The organism is uncultured Porphyromonas sp. (assembly GCF_902489635.1).
Lineage (GTDB): Bacteria > Bacteroidota > Bacteroidia > Bacteroidales > Porphyromonadaceae > Porphyromonas.
This window is the reverse complement of the sequence record NZ_CABUAN010000007.1, coordinates 56,731-76,338: the sequence shown is the minus strand read 5'-3', so window position 1 is coordinate 76,338 and position 19,608 is coordinate 56,731. Positions and strand designations below refer to the sequence as shown.

Annotated in this window: 16 protein-coding genes; all 16 read left to right on the top strand. The window is 48.8% G+C overall.

Annotated features, from left to right (window positions below):
• Window positions 1–705 precede the first annotated feature (705 nt).
• The 16 genes from RDM37_RS02765 to RDM37_RS02690 all read left to right on the top strand — a co-directional run bounded on the left by RDM37_RS02765 (window position 706) and on the right by RDM37_RS02690 (window position 19,593).
• The gene (locus RDM37_RS02765; RefSeq protein WP_308554795.1) at window positions 706–1,107 is read left to right on the top strand and encodes a DUF1573 domain-containing protein; all 402 of its coding nucleotides are present in this window, start codon (window positions 706–708) and stop codon (window positions 1,105–1,107) included.
• A 120-nt stretch (window positions 1,108–1,227) separates the two neighbouring features.
• On the top strand, window positions 1,228–2,328 hold the full coding sequence (locus RDM37_RS02760; protein WP_308554791.1) for a DUF1573 domain-containing protein: 1,101 nt from the start codon (window positions 1,228–1,230) through the stop codon (window positions 2,326–2,328).
• 131 nt (window positions 2,329–2,459) lie between these two features.
• Entirely contained in the window at window positions 2,460–3,563 is a 1,104-nt protein-coding gene (meaB, locus tag RDM37_RS02755; protein WP_308554789.1) for a methylmalonyl Co-A mutase-associated GTPase MeaB, read from the top strand.
• 45 nt (window positions 3,564–3,608) lie between these two features.
• Window positions 3,609–3,932, top strand: a complete 324-nt coding sequence (locus tag RDM37_RS02750) for a hypothetical protein (protein ID WP_308554787.1) — start codon at window positions 3,609–3,611, stop codon at window positions 3,930–3,932.
• A gap of 25 nt (window positions 3,933–3,957) precedes the next feature.
• Window positions 3,958–4,752, top strand: a complete 795-nt coding sequence (gene trmB / locus RDM37_RS02745) for a tRNA (guanosine(46)-N7)-methyltransferase TrmB (RefSeq protein ID WP_308554785.1) — start codon at window positions 3,958–3,960, stop codon at window positions 4,750–4,752.
• A 29-nt stretch (window positions 4,753–4,781) separates the two neighbouring features.
• Window positions 4,782–5,897 (top strand): Mrp/NBP35 family ATP-binding protein, encoded by a 1,116-nt coding sequence (locus RDM37_RS02740; protein ID WP_293964081.1) that lies wholly within the window; start codon window positions 4,782–4,784, stop codon window positions 5,895–5,897.
• 179 nt (window positions 5,898–6,076) lie between these two features.
• Window positions 6,077–7,450 carry a DUF6242 domain-containing protein gene (locus tag RDM37_RS02735; RefSeq protein WP_308554783.1) on the top strand — a complete coding sequence of 458 codons (1,374 nt, stop codon included), beginning with the start codon at window positions 6,077–6,079 and terminating at the stop codon, window positions 7,448–7,450.
• An 18-nt stretch (window positions 7,451–7,468) separates the two neighbouring features.
• A complete protein-coding gene (locus RDM37_RS02730) occupies window positions 7,469–8,203 on the top strand; it encodes a hypothetical protein (protein WP_308554781.1) in 735 nt (244 codons plus the stop codon).
• Window positions 8,200–8,916 (top strand): polyprenyl diphosphate synthase, encoded by a 717-nt coding sequence (gene uppS, locus RDM37_RS02725; RefSeq protein ID WP_308554779.1) that lies wholly within the window; start codon window positions 8,200–8,202, stop codon window positions 8,914–8,916. The genes RDM37_RS02730 and uppS overlap by 4 nt, the downstream gene beginning before the upstream one ends.
• A gap of 41 nt (window positions 8,917–8,957) precedes the next feature.
• Window positions 8,958–11,687: a POTRA domain-containing protein gene (locus RDM37_RS02720; RefSeq protein ID WP_308554777.1), complete on the top strand. Its 2,730-nt coding sequence runs from the start codon at window positions 8,958–8,960 to the stop codon at window positions 11,685–11,687.
• 97 nt (window positions 11,688–11,784) lie between these two features.
• Window positions 11,785–12,303 carry an OmpH family outer membrane protein gene (locus RDM37_RS02715; RefSeq protein WP_297114201.1) on the top strand — a complete coding sequence of 173 codons (519 nt, stop codon included), beginning with the start codon at window positions 11,785–11,787 and terminating at the stop codon, window positions 12,301–12,303.
• Between the two features lie 40 nt (window positions 12,304–12,343).
• Window positions 12,344–12,844: an OmpH family outer membrane protein gene (locus RDM37_RS02710; protein ID WP_308554775.1), complete on the top strand. Its 501-nt coding sequence runs from the start codon at window positions 12,344–12,346 to the stop codon at window positions 12,842–12,844.
• Between the two features lie 259 nt (window positions 12,845–13,103).
• Window positions 13,104–13,523, top strand: a complete 420-nt coding sequence (locus RDM37_RS02705) for a helix-turn-helix domain-containing protein (protein WP_308554773.1) — start codon at window positions 13,104–13,106, stop codon at window positions 13,521–13,523.
• Window positions 13,524–13,672: 149 nt separating this feature from the next.
• The gene (locus tag RDM37_RS02700; protein ID WP_308554771.1) at window positions 13,673–14,182 is read left to right on the top strand and encodes a DDE-type integrase/transposase/recombinase; all 510 of its coding nucleotides are present in this window, start codon (window positions 13,673–13,675) and stop codon (window positions 14,180–14,182) included.
• 468 nt (window positions 14,183–14,650) lie between these two features.
• Window positions 14,651–18,514 carry a DUF6035 family protein gene (locus RDM37_RS02695; protein ID WP_308554769.1) on the top strand — a complete coding sequence of 1,288 codons (3,864 nt, stop codon included), beginning with the start codon at window positions 14,651–14,653 and terminating at the stop codon, window positions 18,512–18,514.
• 188 nt (window positions 18,515–18,702) lie between these two features.
• Window positions 18,703–19,593, top strand: a complete 891-nt coding sequence (locus RDM37_RS02690) for an IS30 family transposase (protein WP_308554793.1) — start codon at window positions 18,703–18,705, stop codon at window positions 19,591–19,593.
• The last annotated feature ends 15 nt before the right edge of the window (window positions 19,594–19,608 follow it).

Below are 19,608 nucleotides of genomic sequence, written 5' to 3'. Positions count from 1 at the left end.
GTGGGCGTCATTCATTTCCTCCGAAGTTTCATTTGATTCCTCCGAAGAATTTTTTCTTCCCCACGTGGAAAATAAAAATTCTCCACGTGGATATTTCAAAATATCCAGGTGGAAATCAGTTTTTCCCGACACTGCGCAGTATCGATATGTAGTCGGCTCTAAATTATTGTAACACGCCAAGGTTGAATTTCACCAGACAGGGGTGACGCATCATAGTCGCTCTATCAGGAGCTACACATGACGACAAATGAGAAATAGGGAGGTAGATGAGCTCATAGTATATAAGGCGTCGGCCCTGCCACGAAATTTTATTTCGTCCCTCCCAAGGGATTTGGAAATTCCTACGTGGAAATTTGAGGATATCCACGTGGGGAGTAGATTGGATCGCAGAGATGGGGGAGTGCTGCTTTCAACGAATGGGGAAAGGAGGAGTGCGTCACGTTAGAAGCGTCCGTTCTCTTTCGAAGCTTCTGATCTTCGCCGATGTCTGCTAGCTTTTTGAGGGGGTGTTACTCCGCTCTAGATTGACACTTTAGCGCGCTGAAATAGTGAATTGTGGCGTGGTATAGCCTTTGTATGACTAAAAAAGAGTACATTTGCAGAGCGGAGGGGTCTATCCGTATGGAGCGAGCGAGCTCTGTGTGGTGTAGCTATCCCCTCGTGCTTAATACACTAACTATGAACATAATCTTAAACAACAAAGTTATGAAACGCATTGCAATCCTTACAACGATCCTTCTACTCTGTGCTACGCTAGCTGGAGCTCAGAATAAGCAGACCACAAGCAAGCAGTCTGGTGCTCAGATCACAGCTACGGAGACGGAGTTTGACTTTGGCTCTATCAAGGAGGTAGACGGCCCTGTGAGCCATACCTTCACGATCAAGAATACTGGTAATGCTCCGCTTGTCCTCACTCGTGTCGTAGCCTCTTGTGGCTGCACGAAGCCTGAGTTTGAGACAGCACCTATCGCTCCAGGTAAGACTACAACCATCAAGGTGACCTACAATCCTGCAGGACGCCCTGGACAATTTGTCAAGACCATCTCTATCTATAGCAATGGTAAGGATGGTAGCTACATACTACGCATCAAGGGCGTTGTCGAGTAGGCGTACTACCGAGAGAAGTCTTATAGTCACTTGAGGCGACATACGCTACAGCCCCACAGCCTTCATCACGAAGACGATGGGGTGGAGGAGCGTGCCTCAAGTAAACTAAGATAGATAGTTATGGCTACAACAAGAAGAGTGCTGGCTCTCCTGCTTTGCCTCACGGCTACTCTAGGGGTAGTGCGTGCGCAGCAACCTGCGGAGATGATTGACTCGCTCTCGGCGATACACAACTTCGGTACGATTGCTGAGGAGCGGGGTACGGTGTCGCACAGCTTCACCCTGCACAACGTGTCTGACCAGCAGATGGTCATACTGCGTGTCAATACAGATTGTGGCTGTACGACGCCTACTTACGACCGTACGGCAGTAGCTCCTGGTGATTCGATACCTATCTTGATCACCTACAATCCGCTAAATCGTCCAGGTTCTTTCGTTAAGTATACGCGTGTCTACACCTCTGTAGATCCGAGTAAGCCTATCAAGCTGACGATCAAGGGGAATGTAGCTACACTAGGCAGACCGACCCCGACGAATGCACGCTATCAGCAAGAGATAGGTGCGCTACAGGTGAGCAACCTCTTTCTAGACTTCCCACTGCAGCCAGCAGGCGAGGAGAACACGATCCGTCTGATGCTCAATAATCCGACGGGTCAGCCTCTAGAGGTGTCGCTGGATACGCTACCCAGCTTCCTATCTAGCAGTATAAGCCAAGCCACACTGGCTGCTTATGAGCCTGAGGAGATCTTTCTGACAGCGCATACTGATGGATCGGTAGCACCAGGCATTCACAAAGGGTGGATAGGCATCACTGTAAGAACGCAGGATGGTGAGCCTGACATCTCAGGTGGCGTGATGGTACGTCTTGTGATGCCCCCGCACTTTGACAAGGGGGCAGCAGCACCGCTTGCAGACTTAAAGACCTATCAGCGTCTTACGGACTTAGCCCCAGAAGAGACACTGTATGAGAGAGCAGTCGCTCTAAAGAATGATGGCAAGGCTCCGATGCATGTCTACTCTGCAGAGAGTAATACAGCTTTCCTGACCATCTTAGACTATCCCAAGACGATTGCTCCTGGTGAGCGTGGCGAGATACGTTATCGCTTGAATCTAGAGGGAGTTGATCGCTCTCGTGGGGCACTTAAGGCAAATTTTGACTTGCTGCTGAATGATCCGAACGCTCCGCTACGCAATGTCTTGATCGTCATACCTAAGCGGTAGCTGTTGGCCGTTAGCCGTTAGCTTTTGGCTGTTAGCTAAAGTTACTACTAACCTCTGACCTCTAATTTCTGATCTCTAACCTCTAACCTCTAATTTCTAACCTCTAACCTCTAACCTCTAATCTCCCCGATATGCTCACGAATGATCATCCTGAAAATGACCCTCAGTATGCGGGTCTCAAGGTGAATAAAGGTGTCTCTGCACAGCCTATGGTCAATCCTTATCTGCGCCAACAACGGGTGCAGCGTGAGGACTACTCGGCTGAGCGTTATATCAAGGAGATCTTGGCGGGCAATCGCACTTTCCTGGCTCGTGCCGTGACGCTCGTCGAGAGTACACGTCATGACCACCAGCTCAAGGCGCAGCAGATACTGGAGGGGTGCCTACCTTACAGTGGGCAGTCGATGCGTGTCGGTATCACTGGCGTGCCTGGAGCGGGTAAGAGTACATCGATCGATGCTTTTGGCATGCATCTCATTAAGCAGGGACACAAGCTGGCTGTGCTAGCGATAGACCCCAGTAGTGAGATCTCTAAGGGGAGTATACTAGGCGACAAGACCCGTATGGAGCGGCTCTCTCGTGAGGAGCGTGCCTTCATCCGTCCGAGTGCTACTAGTTCTTCGCTAGGTGGTGTGGCGCGCAAGACGCGTGAGACCATTATCCTCTGTGAGGCTGCTGGCTTCGATACGGTCTTCGTTGAGACGGTGGGCGTAGGGCAGAGTGAGACGGCTGTCCACTCGATGGTCGACTTCTTCCTCCTGATCCAGCTAGCTGGTACTGGCGATGAGCTACAAGGCATCAAGCGTGGTATCATGGAGATGGCTGACGGGATTATCATCAACAAGGCTGATGGTGACAATGTAGACAAGGCTCGTCTTGCAGCGCAGCACTTTCGCAATGCGCTCCAGCTCTTTCCCGCTACCGAGTCGGGCTGGGAGCCAAAGGTTATGACCTACTCAGGTCTGAAGGGGATAGGTATCAAGGAGATCTTTGATATGATCGATGAGTATCGCCAGACGAGTAAGGAGAGTGGCTACTTTGACTATAATCGTCGCCGCCAGGAGAAGTGGTGGATGTATGAGACGGTTAACGAGGAGCTACGTCGCTCCTTCTACGACAATGAGCAGGTTAAGCAGCTTCAAGAGACGATAGAGCACGAGGTTTTGGAGAATCGTATCACACCTTTTGTGGGGGCGGGACGACTCTTAGAGGCTTTCTACAAGTCGCTGAAGTGATGTGAACCCAGTTGCAGACTTATAACTTATACAATATATAGTATCATGGCAGACATAGACTTTGAGCAGCTCGATCGCAATGCGATCCAGTATCTGCGCAACCATCTAGATCCCTCCTTTGTCAAGGAGTATGATGATGACGAGATCTTTCTCTACGTCATGGATCTCTGTGACGAGTACTCCGAGGGGGTAGATGACGAGGAGGGCTATCTCGATATAGATGAGATGGCCAACTTTGTCTCTGGTCGTCTGAGCGAGGATATGGGTGTCAAGATGCACGAGGATGATGCGTATGACCTGATCTCCACGCTCTACGACTACTATGCCAAGGAGGGGCTAGTCGACGTAATCGATACTGACGAGGAGTAGACGTAATCGATGCTGAGGTACGCCTATGGCTAGACGTAAGCTGGAGAAATTTGCCGACCTGCATAGCTATCCCAATGTGTATGAGTATGGCTATGCAGAGCTTTCCTCCCCAGAGGTGGCAGGACAAATAGCTGGAGGGTGGAGCGAGCGAGCCTTTGATGAGGATCGCCCGCTCATCTTAGAGTTGGGCTGCGGGCGAGGCGAGTACACGGTCGCACTGGCTCAGCAAGATGTCACCCACAACTATATCGGAGTGGATCGTAAGGGGGCGCGTATGTGGCATGGTGCCACGGAGGCGTTGGACAAAGGGCTCTCCAACGCTGCGTTCCTACGTACCGATATCAATCTGCTGCCACTGGCCTTTGCTCCAGGGGAGGTGAGTGAACTGTGGATCACCTTTCCCGATCCGCAGATGAAGCGGACTCGTGCTAGACTTCTCTCTTCGGCTTTTTTGGCTAGTTACAATCGCTATCTCAAGCCTGACGGAGTGGTGCATCTTAAGACGGATAGCACCTTCCTCTATGAGTACACGCTGAGTCTGCTGGAGGTGAATGGCATCCAGCCCTTAGTGGCACTGCCTGACCTCTACCAAGAGGAGCAGCTGCTGACACAGTATGGCATACCGCGCGTTCTGACTCACTACGAGAAGCAGTGGCTGGGCAGAGGTAAGATGATCAAGTATATCCGCTTCGCTCTACCTATGCGCGAGCAATGGCTAGAGCCCGAGTGTGAGCCGGAGCATGATGACTATACCAGTTGGTCGCAAGTACCAGGTGGACTCTTGCACCAAGTGGAGCAAGCCTTTGCTCAGGAGGAATAAAAGCTTAGACCCAAAAACAGAAACAAGATATGAATAGCTATACAACCGAGCAGGTACTAGATGCGCTACGCAATGTGCGTTATCCAGGTACGGGTACGGACATTGTCTCTTCCGGCATCGTGACTGACGACATACAGATAGAGGGCCGACAGATCTCTCTGACGCTACACTTTCCCCGTGTGCGAGACCCCTTTGCACGCTCCGTGGTCAAAGCAGCTGAGACCGCCATCCTCACCTTCCTCGATGCAGAGGCAGATGTGGCGGGACGTATCAAGGCAACTTTTAGAGAGGAGCCTGAGCAGCCTGAGGTAGAGAATCCACTCCCGATGGTCTCCAATACGATCGCCATCTTCAGTGGCAAGGGAGGTGTCGGCAAGAGTACCGTCACGAGCAACTTAGCGGTAGCTTTGGCTCGCCAAGGGTACAAAGTAGGGCTCCTCGATGCCGACATCTATGGGCCGTCGATGCCGAAGATGTTTCACTGTGAGGATGCCCGTCCTGTTGCTGAGGAGGTAGACGGCAAGGATCGTATCGCTCCCATTGTTGTGACAGAGGGGATCAAGATGCTCTCGATCGGCTTCTTCGTACGTCCTGACCAAGCGCTCCTATGGCGCGGTACGATGGCCTCGAATGCGCTCAAGCAGCTCCTCACAGAGGGACACTGGGGAGAGCTGGACTACTTACTCATTGATATGCCTCCTGGGACGGGAGATATAGCTCTGACGCTAGTCCAGACGCTACCGCTCACGGGTGCTATCGTTGTGACCACACCGCAAGAGGTGGCTCTCGTCGATGCGATGAAGGGGATCAACCTCTTCCAGACCGACCCGGTCAATGTGCCTATCCTCGGCTTGGTGGAGAATATGTCTTGGTTTACGCCAGCCGAGCTGCCCGACAATAAGTACTACATCTTCGGTCGTGACGGTGGTAAGCGGTTGGCTGAGCAATTTAACATACCGCTCCTCGGACAGCTGCCACTCGTGCAGAGTGTCTGCGAGGCTGGCGATGCTGGAGAGCCGATAGCTGCGCAGAGTGACCAGGTGATGAGCCACTACTTCGCTGAGCTAGCCACGGCTGTGACGGAGCGCGTGCAGGAGAGACTGACGATGGCTCCCGCCACCAAGCGGGTGCATGTGTCGCACTAGACTTTAGAAGTTAGAGGTTAGAAATTAGAGATTAGAAGTTAGAGATTAGAAGTTAGAGATTAGAGGATAGAAGTTAGACCTCTTCTCGTATCCTTTGGCGTGTAGTCTCTCTAACTTCTAAAGTCTAACCTCTAATTTCGTGGGAAGTAGTATCTTTGTCTTCATATCAAGTATTCTATATGATTCGCACTATACAATCACTCCATAGATACCTACTCCTCGCTGTAGCTTTGCTACCACTGATCAGCTTGCCTAGCTGCCAGCGCAAGTCGATTGTCGAGGATGTTCGGATAGAGAGCGTACTGATCTCAGAACTCAAGATGAGTGACAAGTCTGTCCCTGAACTGGAGAAGACGATCTTCTCCATAGATCACCGTAAAGGACTGATATACAACGCTCGCCCTCTACCTAAGGGAACTAAAATCGGAACGGTCAAGCTACAGATTGTAGCCTCGCCCGATGCACTCCCTAAGGTGTACATAGGAGGTGTCGAGCAGTCCTCTAAGTCTGGCCTAGATACGGTCAATATGTCCAAGTATGCTGAGGGAGTACGCATCGTCATGCAGCATCGTAAGAACGCTGCTTTGACTAAGGAGTATCAGCTCAAGATAAACATCTACGATCGTGATCCTTACACCCACACTTGGACGAAGTCTGCACACCCAGCACCAGCCTCTGCTACGAGTGAGGACATCGTGCTGAGCCGTCTCGTGGACAATGGCGAGGCTTACTACTACTTCACACGTACTACCAGCGAGAGGCATCTATGGCGTGCCTCACATAAGGAGCCAGAGCTATGGCAAGAGGTGACAATACCTAAGGCACTCGACGCACCCATCGTAGACATCGTGGAGCAGGGCGGCCGTGATGCAATCCTCTGTCTACAGGAGACTGGTCAGCATGCTTGCTACGATCATGCGAATGGGGGAGACTGGGCGCAGAGCAATGCTTTGCCAGGTAGAGCATCCTATCTCTTGGGCAATCTATACCATAGAGGGGAGAATAAGCCCCTCGTAGCTGTGAAGTCGGCTGATGGGATACATTTCAATAGTGAGGGAGGCATACGAGTCCCAGCAGCTTTTCCTCTGGAGCAAAATGCACGTCTCTCGTTTATCGTAGAGCATCATCCAGTAGCACTTCTAGTCGGAGGCTCTGTCGCTGATACGACGGCACTTGTCTACAGCACCTCCAACGGACTCGACTGGCTCACACCGCACGATGCTGGTGTCGTGAGCAAGATCTGGCCCAGCAACCTGCCTGGAGCGATGATCTACGAGCCACAAGACCAAACCATACTACTTGTCAAGCCTGCGGCTCGTCCTAAGCAAGCGGAGCAACCAGCTATGCGTGCCTACGTATCTCTCAACTACGGCGCCATGTGGCAGCAGCTGACGGAAGAGTCTATACTTCCATCGCTCTACTATGAGAAGGGGCAGAAGCATCAACAAGGCTTAGCACTCTACCGTGGCGATGATGGACGCATTTACCTCTTCGGAGGGATCAAGGGCGGTACGCCTACGCTTTGGATCGGACAGCCTATACGATTTCAGTAAGTATACCTTCGCAGACTTATGTCGACCCGCTCCTGCCTTCTGGCCCCTCTCCTCTTGATGCTCTGTGCTGTCTCGCTGACGGCACAGGAGTATCGTTATGAGATGGGCGGATCTGTAGGTGCGGCGTCTTATCTAGGAGATGCCAATAGACGTATTCCTTTTGTGCCGATAGGAGGAACGGGAGGGGTAGTCTTTCGCTACAATCACAACTTCAGACTAGCCTTTTCGGGCGAACTCGGCTACAGCTTCCTCCCTTTCGACTGTCGCTATGCGCAGACAGACTATCCGCAGGCTAGAGTGGCTGACCAAGCTACCCGTGGAGCCTCTCATCTGTTAGCACTGAATGGCTGGGTGGAGTACAACTTTGCTCATTATAGCGACAAGTTTCGCTATCTGCAGACCCGCTCTCTGGTACCTTATATAGGTGCTGGGCTTAGTGTCGGCACGACCCTGGCGGCGCATAAGATGGCTTTCCTGCCAGGTGCAGGCATCAAGACAGGCATCAAGTACAAGCTCCGCAATCGACTTAACCTGATCGCCGCACTGCAGGGCACCTATTACATTAGTTCTCATTTGGACACACCCACAGAGCAGACGGGTTGGCTCAACAACCCCTACGGGATGCCGGTGGACTGGATCAAGGGGGGCGATGCCACGATAGGCCTCGTTGTGAGTATCACCTATGAATTTGGCAAACGTAGCGAACCCTGTCACGGATCGGATAATTACCCTAACTGGCAGACACCAAAATGATGAAAGGACAGACACCGCAGCATATAGCCATCATCATGGATGGTAATGGACGCTGGGCGCAGCGCAAAGGCTTGTCTCGCAGTTACGGTCACAAGCAGGGTACCGATGTGCTGGAGCGGACTCTCTCAGCCGTAGCAGACAGAGGCATCCCGTATCTGACAGTTTACGCCTTCAGTACAGAAAACTGGAATCGTCCAGAGCCCGAGGTGAGCTATATCATGCAGCTCCTCGCAGAGGGACTCCACGAGTACACGCCACGCTTCATCAAGGAGGGCGTGCGACTACGAGCTATTGGAGATATAGACCAGTTGCCCGCCGAGACAGCTGCGCAGCTTAGAGACTCTATGGAGCAGACGAAGGATGGTCAGCGTATCACCCTATGCATCGCGCTCAGCTACTCCTCCTACACAGAGGTTAGCCATGCGATACGACATATCGTTGCGGATGTGCAGTCCGGACGACTCAGTAGCGACGATCTGGCTCGTCCCGAGCTGATCAATGACTACCTATACACCAGTGGCATGCCGATGCCCGACCTGCTCATTCGTACAGGTGGAGAGCAGAGACTCTCGAACTTCCTTCTATTACAATCTGCTTACACAGAGCTTTACTTCACAGATACACTATGGCCAGACTTTGATGAGGCAGAGCTCGACAAGGCATTGGCAGACTATGCTTCACGCCAGCGACGCTTTGGCAAGGTGCTTCAGTAAAAACACAGACCCATATATCACAGACCCCATCTGATCTCTTAATGATGACAATGCAACGATACCACAACATACTCTTCGCACTTATAGCGCTCTTCGCAGTCACCTCTGTGAGCGCACAAGTTGCTACTACTCCTGCCGATACAGTCTATGCGCCCCCGATCGACTACGCTCGTCCCGTCACCAAGACCATTGCGGGTGTGACCATAACGGGTGCACAGGGATATGATCAGGAGGTCTTGCTAGGCTATACAGGCCTCAAAGTAGGGGAGCGCATAGAGATACCAGGAGCTGCTACAACGGCTGTGGTGCAGCAGTTCACACGCAATGGCACCTTTGCCAATGCACGTGTGCTGGTGACTAAGTATGTGGGAGACAAGGTCTGGCTAGAGGTGCAGCTGGAGCAGCATCCTCGTATCGCTTCGGTGACCTTCCACAACATCAAGAAGTCGGAGCAGGAAGACCTGCAGACCAAGACAGGTCTACGAGAGAGTATGCAGCTCTCGCCCAATGTGCTAGATCGCACGGAGCAGCTGATACAGAAGTACTACAATGAGAAGGGGTATAGCGAGATGGAGGTCACCTTCGATCAGCAGCCTGACCTATCTCGTGAGGGGTATGTCAAGCTCGGCATCACGGTCGATAAGAAGTACAAGACGAAGATCGCTAACATCTACTTCTCAGGCAATAAAGCACTCTCTGATACAGATCTGCGCAAGGCGATGAAGAAGACGAACGAGACCTTCCGACTCAATCGTGGCAACCTGTGGAACTCCTTCCTGGAGCTCTTCCAGAGCAAGAAGTTCATCCAAGATGTCTATCGTGAGGATCTGCACAACATCCTAAACGCTTATCACAAAGCGGGCTATCGTGATGCTGAGATTCTGTCAGACTCTATCGCTCGAAATCCGAAAAACGAGAAGCAGATCGACATCTTCATCAACATCTCGGAGGGTCACCGCTACTACATCAAGGATATCAACTTCGTGGGCAATACGAAGTTCCCCACGCCGCTCCTAGAGGCTATGCTCGGCATGCGGCGCGGTGATGTGTATGATCAGGATCGCCTTACGAAGCGTCTCTACGTCGAGGACGATGCTGTCACCAACCTCTACTACAACAATGGATATATCTTCTCAGGCATAGATCCCGTAGAGACCTATGTCGAGGGCGACTCCGTGTCGCTTGACCTACGCATTGTCGAGGGGCCGCAGGCTACTATCGACAAGGTGATCATACGTGGTAACCATGACATCTACGAGGAGGTAATTCGCCGTGAGCTCTTTACGAAGCCTGGTAAGCTCTTTAGCAAGGAGGATATGATGAACTCCTGGATGACGCTCAATCAGCTCGGACACTTTGATCCAGAAAAGAGCTTCCCCACGCCAATCCCCAACCCGCAGGAGGGTACCGTAGATATAGAGTACTCGCTGCAGCGCAGAAACAATGACAAGTTTGAGCTCTCTTTCGGTTGGTCTCAGGCTGGTATCATTGGGCGTGCTGGTATCAACTTTACCAACTTCTCGATCTACAACCTCTTCCACCCGAAGGCGTATCGTGGTCTCATCCCGCAGGGCGATGGCCAGACCCTCTCCCTCAATGCGATGAGTAATGGTCGCTACTATCACTCGTTTAGCTTACAATTCTCCGATCCCTGGTTTGGAGGCAAGCGTCCGAACTTCTTTACGGCATCGCTCTTCTACTCCATGCAGACCGCTATCGATACCCGCTACTATAATAATCGTACGCAGGGTATGGGCTACTACCCAGGCTACTATGGCGGGTACGGTGGGTACGGCGGCTATGGTGGTTACGGCTATGGCGGTTATGGTGGTTATGGTGGCTATGGATACGATGGTGGCTATAGGCAGTCACTGATGGAAAACTCCTACAACCCCAACCAGTCGATGCACATCTTCGGAGCCACGGTCGGCTTCGGTAAGCGACTCAACTGGCCTGACAACTGGTTTAACGTCAATGCTACGCTCAACTATACTCACTACTACCTCCGTGATTGGGTCTACGAGACCTTCCAGGGTTTCCACAATGGGCATGCTAACGACATAAGCCTCACGCTGGCACTCTCGCGTAACTCGATCGACAACCCGATCTACACCCGTCGTGGATCATCCTTTACGCTCTCCGTCAGTGCTACACCTCCATACTCACTCTGGGACGGTATCGACTACTCCAACATCAACCTCAAGTCAGAGGATCGATACCGCTTTGTGGAGTACCACAAGTGGAAGTTCTCGGGCAAGGTCTTTACCCCACTCATGAACCCCCTCACGGTGAAGTATACGCCAGTCCTTATGACACGTCTAGACGCAGGCTTCATCGGGCACTACACACCGTTCAAGCGTTCTCCCTTTGGTACTTACTACATGGGTGGAGACAACATGAGTGGCTACGTAGGCAACTTCCTCAACGAGACCATCCCGCTACGTGGATATAGCAACGGATCGATCGCTGGTGGCAACTATGACTACGCCTATGCCTATATGCGTATGATGGCTGAGCTACGTGTGCCCATTCTCTTTGAGGGACAGTACAACGTATGGGGCGTCGCCTTCCTCGAGGCCGGTAATGCGTGGCGAGACATCAGCAGCTTTAATGCCTTCAATCTCAAGCGCTCGGCTGGTGTCGGTTTCCGTATCACGCTACCTTTCCTAGGTATGCTCGGACTCGACTGGGGCTATGGCTTTGACAAGCCTGACGGCTCCTCACAGCGTGGCGGTAGCAACATACATATCATCATGGGTCAAGAGTTTTAGTTCCCTTAGCGTATGAGTACGAGGCTTGCTCCACTTAAACAAATAAGTACCCAAGCCATCTATACACACTAGTACAGACCTTCTAAACATCTATATTATGAGAAAGCATCTATATCTCCTCACACTCCTCCTAGCTCTGACGCTGGGAGCATCAGCACAGAAGTTTGCGCTTGTGGATATGCAGTATATCCTCAAGAACATCCCCAACTATGAGATGATGAATGAGCAGCTCGAGACCGTCTCTAAGCGTTGGCAGCAGGAAGTCAAGACACTTCAAGACAAGGCTGAGACGCTCTATAAGAAGTATCAGAGCGACCTCGTCTTCCTCACAGCCGAGCAAAAGCGTCAGCGCGAGGAGGAGATCGTCAAGACCGAGCAGCAGGCCACCGAGCTACAGGGCAAGTACTTCGGCCCCGAGGGTGAGCTCTTTGAGCGTCGCTCTAAGATGGTCAAGCCGCTACAAGACGAGATATGGCAAGCGATCAAGGAGATCGCCTCGCAGAGCGGATTTCAGCTAGTCCTCGACCGCTCTACGGCAGGCATCGTCTTTGCCAATCCATCTATCGACATCAGCGATCAGGTCTTAGAGAAGCTAGGCTACGGTCGCATGCACTAACGACATACATACGCATAATCAACAACTTAAATACTGAACAATGAAGACAAAGAATCTGTTTCTAACCCTACTCCTACTCTTGCTACCTGTCGTAGCTACGGCTCAGCAGAAGATAGCAGTCGTCAACTCACAGGAGCTCCTCACCGCTATGCCTGATATGAAGGTCGCTCAGGATCGTCTCCAAGAGCTAGACAAAAAGTACACGGCAGAGATGCAGACGATGAATGACGAGTATCAGAAGAAGCTCGAGCTCTATATGAAGGACAAGGAGGGGCTCTCTGATGCACTCCTCAAGAGTCGTGAGCAGGAGCTAACTGATCTGCAAAACCGCATCCAGCGCTCTTATCAAGCTATGCAGCAAGATATGGAGAAGCAGCAAGGCACACTCATGGCACCTATCCAGCAGAAGATTGTAGAGGCAATCAAGAAGGTAGGCGACGCAGGTGGCTACACCTATGTCATGGAGGCCTCGATGATGCTCTATATGGCTCCCTCAGCTGTTGATATCACGGCACAGGTCAAGAAGCAGCTAGGCCTCTAGCATACAAGCCGACCAGCTTAGAGAGACTACAAACTAAGTCATAGTCTCGTCAAGCTGTAACTATCAGAAGCCCCACGCTCTGCTCGTCAGACGTGGGGCTTTTTTCGTCTTCACGCTAGTTGTGATGTTGCAAAAGTCAACAGTCGCTACTTGTGATCGCCTTCACTTCGTCACTCTGATCGCGAGCCGGTTCAACCTGCCGACGTGTAGCGACTCCTGTCTTACCCTGAAAAAAAGTTGACTCGTAAGTAATTTAACTATGAGTACAATGAAACAGACAAAAGACACAAAGTCTAAGCCCGCACAGGGATCAACAAATCGTCCAACCAAGGGACACGCCACAACGGCCGAACGGCTGGAGGCACTCAAGCGCTATTACGTAAATGGCTACTCGGTCAAGCTTCTAGCGAGCCAGTATCAGGTAACATCATGTACGATTCGCAATTGGATTCGTATCTTTGAGCAAGAAAACCCTGAAGTGGCTAAAGCTATGCATAAAAAGAGAATACCCCCACAAGGCACCTCCACAGAGGAACTCCGCAAGGACGACTATGTCGCCCTGAAAGTACGTATCATGGAGCTCGAAAAAGCTCTTGACCAAGCACGCTTAGAGCGAGACGTCTTCAAGACTTGTCTAGAGGTGTACGGCGTTGATGAGCAAAAAAAAAGTGGCCACTAGTCGTGACAACCGTGCGAGATCAATATAAATATCAAATCAAGAAGGTCTGCAAGGTGCTAGATAAGAGTCCACAAGCCTATTACAAGTACCTCAAGTCCGACACGTCCTTGAGAGAATCTGAGCTCGAGTTTATAGTGATAAGCTATATTATGGAAGCACGGAAAAGCAATCCAGGCATCGGAGGCGTATCGCTTTGGATGCAGTATTGCAGGGAGTGGGGTACCCGTTATCCCGTTGGCAGAGACAAGTTTGTGAGCTACATACGCAAGCACAAGCTTTACGTCCGCATACCGAGGCGCTACAAAGCTCCACGCACCACGGACTCTGGCCACGACCTGCCCACCTACCCCAACCTCGTTCGGGAGCTTATCCCCGATCAACCCAATCAGGTGTGGAGCAGCGACATCACCTACATCCCCTTGGAGCGAGGGGACAACAGCGTTGAGTTCTGCTTCTTATCCCTGATTTTGGATAACTATACGAAGGAGATTGTGGGCTATAGTCTAGGGGACAGTCTCGCCTCAGAATACCCCTGCGAGGCACTAAAGCAAGCCCTCAAGCGGCTCCCCAAAAAGGACGCTTCCGACCTCATCCACCACTCCGACAGAGGCACTCAGTATGCCAGTCAAAGATTTAAGAAGCTTGTATATTTCAGATAATCAATAGAGTAGTGAAGGTTTTAGGGTAAAAGGGGTACGAGTTGGAAACGAGCAGGGTTCTTTTCCTATCATCATTCTGCAGTGCTTCAAAGAACTCTCTATTCAATATCTGCAAGGATATAAAATCTACTCAAGATGGTATGCTAGATTTCCTGGTAGATTCAAATTTCACTGCATAAAAAGGGAAAACTATGAACGTCAAGTGCGATTCTCAGTAGTAAGCGCAAAACGAGGCGTACAAAAGCGCCCTCTCTTGGAGGTAGTTCCAGAGGTGGGGCGAAAGATTTAACTGAAATGAGCTAACTCCCTATGAAGTTTTTTCTATATTTGCTACAGTGTTGCACTTGACACTGGCATGTGCGTATCGAGATACTTGTGAGATTTGCAAATAATTCGACGTGCCATCTCGAATCTATCTATCAATGATAGGCAAAGAACGAGAAAAGAATATACATTTATATCTTAGATATGGAATACACAATCAATCAAGTCTTCGACGTAAAAAAGGAGCAAATATACCAAGCCGACGAATTTTTGAGTAAGCCGGAACATGAACTGATGCACTGGAGACGAGCATTAGAAGAGTCTATTTTAATGGGAAAGCCACGTTTGGTTTGTCCCTACTGTCATCAGATGCTCAAGCTCTGCGGACGAAAGTGCCAGCGTGGCGTTGTTTCATATTTTTCGCATCTGTATGATAGCGAAGATTGCCCCATCAAAACCACAACGCAGCTCACTAAGGAGGAAATTGAAATCAAAAAGTATGGAAAGGTGAAGGAGAGCAAGCGTCATCAAAAATTGAAACACTTGATAGCCGATGTGCTACAAGGCGAGAAAAGCAGGGAAATGGGTATCGATGGGGTACAGATAGAGAAACGGATCAACAGCCGATTGCCTTATATGAACTGGCGTAAACCAGACGTGCAAGCGCAATATAAGGGAATGAATCTAGTGTTCGAACTACAGCTGTCTACCACGTTTTTGAGCGTGGTAGTAGATCGTGACATATTCTACCGTCTGAATAGATACTTCATCATATGGGTGTTCAATTTTGACGATAACAAGGAATATGTAAACCTGCACAACATGATGTGCAAGGACATTTATTACGCCAACAAGCGAAATGTTTTCATCTTGGACAAAAAAGCCCAGGCACTGTCGAGTGAACGCGGAGAACTAGTGTTGTGTTGTCAATGGCTGGATGCCGACGGTAAATTCTCGGAAGCAGAATACATTTCGCTTGAGCAACTGAAATATGACACAAAGGACTTCAAACCTTACTATGTAGATGCCGACGAGATTTACTATAAGGCAAATCCACCCGTGAAACTTCGTCTCGAGGAACTGGAATGCTCGCGCGCAGAGCTGTTGCAAGGTCTAATGGACCGACAGCAACGGGAATTGGAACTGCAACAAGCTGAGTGTGTGCGCATAGAAAGAATAAAGCAGGAAATCATTGAGAATCATGAACGTGCGAGTGTGTATGAGAAGAATGGTTCATGGGGATTTATGTATCATTCGCAAATGTTGACGGCACCTATATATTCGGAAATAGAATGGAATATGCAGCTCGGGATGTTCGACGTGAAGAAAGCTCGCCGATGGGGACTGGTCAATCGTGCTGGAGGTCTCGTCATCCCTTGCGTTTGCAGCTTCATCAAGCACTTGGCTGATGACATCTATCTTATTGCCTCTAAAAGGGAATGGCGGATATGGGGTTCAAACTCTATCCTAAAAACGGTGTCTACAACAGATGAGTATCAGCTTGAGAGTCTGCGATGGGGATTTTATCTGCTCACGTTTCATTTCAAGAAAAGAGGCTATTGTAATAGACAATGTATGAAGTTCTTGGTATTCCCAAACCGACAAACCGTAGAGATAGAACAAGTAGATATTGCAGCTGGGACTATTACCATAAAGGGCCGAGCCTATATGCTGCATCAAGATGGATACATATATAGTAAGATGGACAGTGAGGTGAATCTCGTGATGCAGGGAGACAAACTTTTAGGACTGCACAAATCGGGTGTTGAAATGCTTGCTCCACAATATAGTGAAATAGAATATATATCAGAGGACTGCATTCTCGTAAGATGCGAAGGTGGTATGGGAGTAATGACACTTCAAGGCAAGATTGTCGTCCCCTTGGCATTTGACAATGTGATACCTGCAGATTATGGTTTCTATAAAACGCAATCAACGGAAGAGAGATTCGCGTATGCGAATTATATTTCCAAGTGCATTGTGTTCGGACTATTCGACAATGAGGGGCATGAAGTGCTTACTCCGCAGTTTGATTCCATCGTATCTGTCTCAACCGATTACGTAATTACCCGAAAAGAACAGCGGTACAGCTTGTATAATTTGCATGACATTACCCCTCACTTATCAGATTATAAATACTTGGCAGCTGGGGCTAAAGGTGAACTGATTGCTGCATCTAAGGAACCATATAAGGATGAATACAAATGTATTATCGACTATAGCGGAAACATCGTATTGAACACAGAGCATCAATTCAAGACCATATATCACTTTAACGGAACGTATTTTTGTTGTGAACATTTGCAGCAGGAAATAATAGCGCACAAGTGGGTGGAGAATTGGACTTTGATAAAGGATAGTAAGATGCTGCCGGTGAAGATTATAGCCAACAACATAGATGCGGCTTTCGATAACTTCATTATAGTATCTCCTGATGGGTATGGTATGCAATGCGTGGCATACGACAACAGACCGCTGACTCCTGTTTCATACAAAATGCGCACGACTCGAGACGAGGATTATCCAGTGGAGTTTGAACTGGACGGAAAGGTGGGGCGCGTAGATGCCGAAGGCGTACTTCACTATGAAGGCGGTACAACGTTCAATTCCAATAGCATAACCGAAGAATGTGCTTTGATGGACAATCTCTTCGTGGGGCTGCATGCTTACAAATCCAATACTAATCAGCTAAAAGGAGTATACAGAAAAACTTCTGTCGGTAGCATAGATGTGGTAGTACCCTTTGAGTTTCACGAGATTCATGCAGAGGGGAAATATATCGTTTGTGAAAAGAATAAAGAAAACAGTGCTACCAAAGAGATTAGCTATTTCACCTTATACAATATTGAAGGGCGGGAGTTGATCCCTCTATTTTGGAACGTAACATACATCAATATTCGGCAAGACGGAATCATAGAACTTATAGTAGAACAAGAAAAATATAACTATTGCAATCATCACGTGTGGCTGAATCCGGATTTCTCACTGTTTCTACCTTGGTTCAACGATGTCAGTGAGATAGGTATCTTCTCTGAAGACGGTGTGGCTGAAGCGAAAGAATACAACCGTTCGGGGAAAGTAGACATTAACGGAAACAGCGTAAAGGAAGTGACGAATGAGTATGCCAACAAGCTAAAAAAAACATTATCTTTTAGTTTGTATGGCATAGACGCAGCAGATGGAACAGAACTCATTCCATGCAAATACGAATCTTTGGAGCACTTGCCCAATGGGGTCTTTATCGGAAACGGGCACGACATTATTTCAGCGGAAGGAGCATTCATCAAAACCGTAAAAGGAGAAGTTTCGTACTTCAACGACTACTTATTGTTATCGAAAGAACATAATCTCGTAAATGAGAACAAAATTCTTTTATATGACTTGTCAGGAAAGGGAAAAACGAATTATCTCTCTGCCGCTTACGTGAAAGATGGGTATGTGTTTGTTGAACGCATAGAGGAATACGAACGTGACTGGGACACACTAACGCTCACATTGCAAGGTCTTTACACACTCGATGGAGAGTGTGTGCTCTACCCGAAATTTAATTATATAAACATGGTATTCGAGAACATTGTTCTATATCGTTACAAAAAAGTGAGCCATTGTGAAAACATACCTTTGAAAAAAACGTATGGAGCTACAAGCATACGCAAAGTGGCACAACTTGATGACGAGGTGTATTATTGTTTACATTCGTATGGTTGTAAATTGCTTGTTGATAGCTCTTTTCGTAAAATAGGAACATTTGCCCATATCCATTACAATAAGGAAAGCTGCATAATCGAAGGAAAGACTAAAGAAGGAAAAATCCTTAATGCTCTGACGGGTGAAGTGATACAAGCCCCCCCAAAGATTGAAATAGGAGGTATCTACGATGGTGTAGTTACAAACATAAAGCCGTTTGGTCTATTTGTGAAATTCTTATCCGACCACATAGGTTTGGTTCACAAATCGGTTTTGAAGAAGAAAGGAGTGCAGATCTACGATTTTAAACATAAACAGCGTATACAAGTAAAAGTCAAGGACATTAAGGATGACGGTAAAATTAATTTGGAGGTCATTTAGCTGTTAAAATAGAATGTATTAGAACTTAGTTTTTTGATCACCTTGGCGTTATGGTGACACAATGACGAAATAAGGAAAAAGTGTTCTTGATCTGAGAGTTTATTGCACATATTATTTATTTTGGATCATCCGAGATTTTGTGTGATAACCTAATTGCAGGATAAGAAAGAAGCTGGCTCGCAGAGGTTATAGGAGTACACCCTAGCACCATCTGTAGAGAAATCAAGAGGAACTTGACACCCGCTGGCAACTATAGCCCTACTCAGGCTCATATGTTTGCCAAAGAGCGACAAGACTGGAAGAACAAAGCAAGAGCTAAATTGACGAACGCTATGAAAGCTGACATTGTCCAATGCATTGTAGAGCGTAAATGGTCTCCAGAGCAAATTGCTGGAAGGCGAAAGCTGGAGGGTAAGCCGATGGTCGGTAAGACCTCCATTTACAAGTTCCTGCATCAAGACAAGAAAGCTGGAGGCAAGCTTTACAAACACACAAGGCATGGGCTAGCTTATCGCAAGCGACGCCTTGCCGTCCCAATAAAAACAGACTGGCCTAAGCGAAAGTCCATAGAGACTCGTCCTAAGTGCATTAACGAGAAAGCACGAGTAGGAGATTTTGAGATGGATACCATTATAGGCAAAGAGCAGAAGGGGGCAATCCTGACGCTTGTAGAGCGTGTTACAGGCTTTACTATCATACGACTTCTGGAGCATGGCAAGGATGCCAAAGCTCTTGCCAGAGAGGTAAATAAAGCTCTGAGGTACTACAAGAAGATGGGACTGCTACACTCGATCACAACCGACAATGGAAGTGAGTTTGCCAAGTTTAAGACCATAGAGAGGTCTCTCAAAACGCCCGTCTACTTTGCCCACCCCTATCAATCCTGGGATAAGCCTCATATTGAGTACCTAAACAAACTGCTACGCCAGTTTATCCCTAAGTCCTCTACTTTCGAGGACTTAACTGACGCAGACCTTAGACGTTTCCAGAACCTACTAAACAATAGACCTCGTAAAAACCTAAACTATAAGACACCCAATGAAGTCATCAAAAACATCATTCTTGAGAAATTGCATTAGCGGGTGGAATGTACG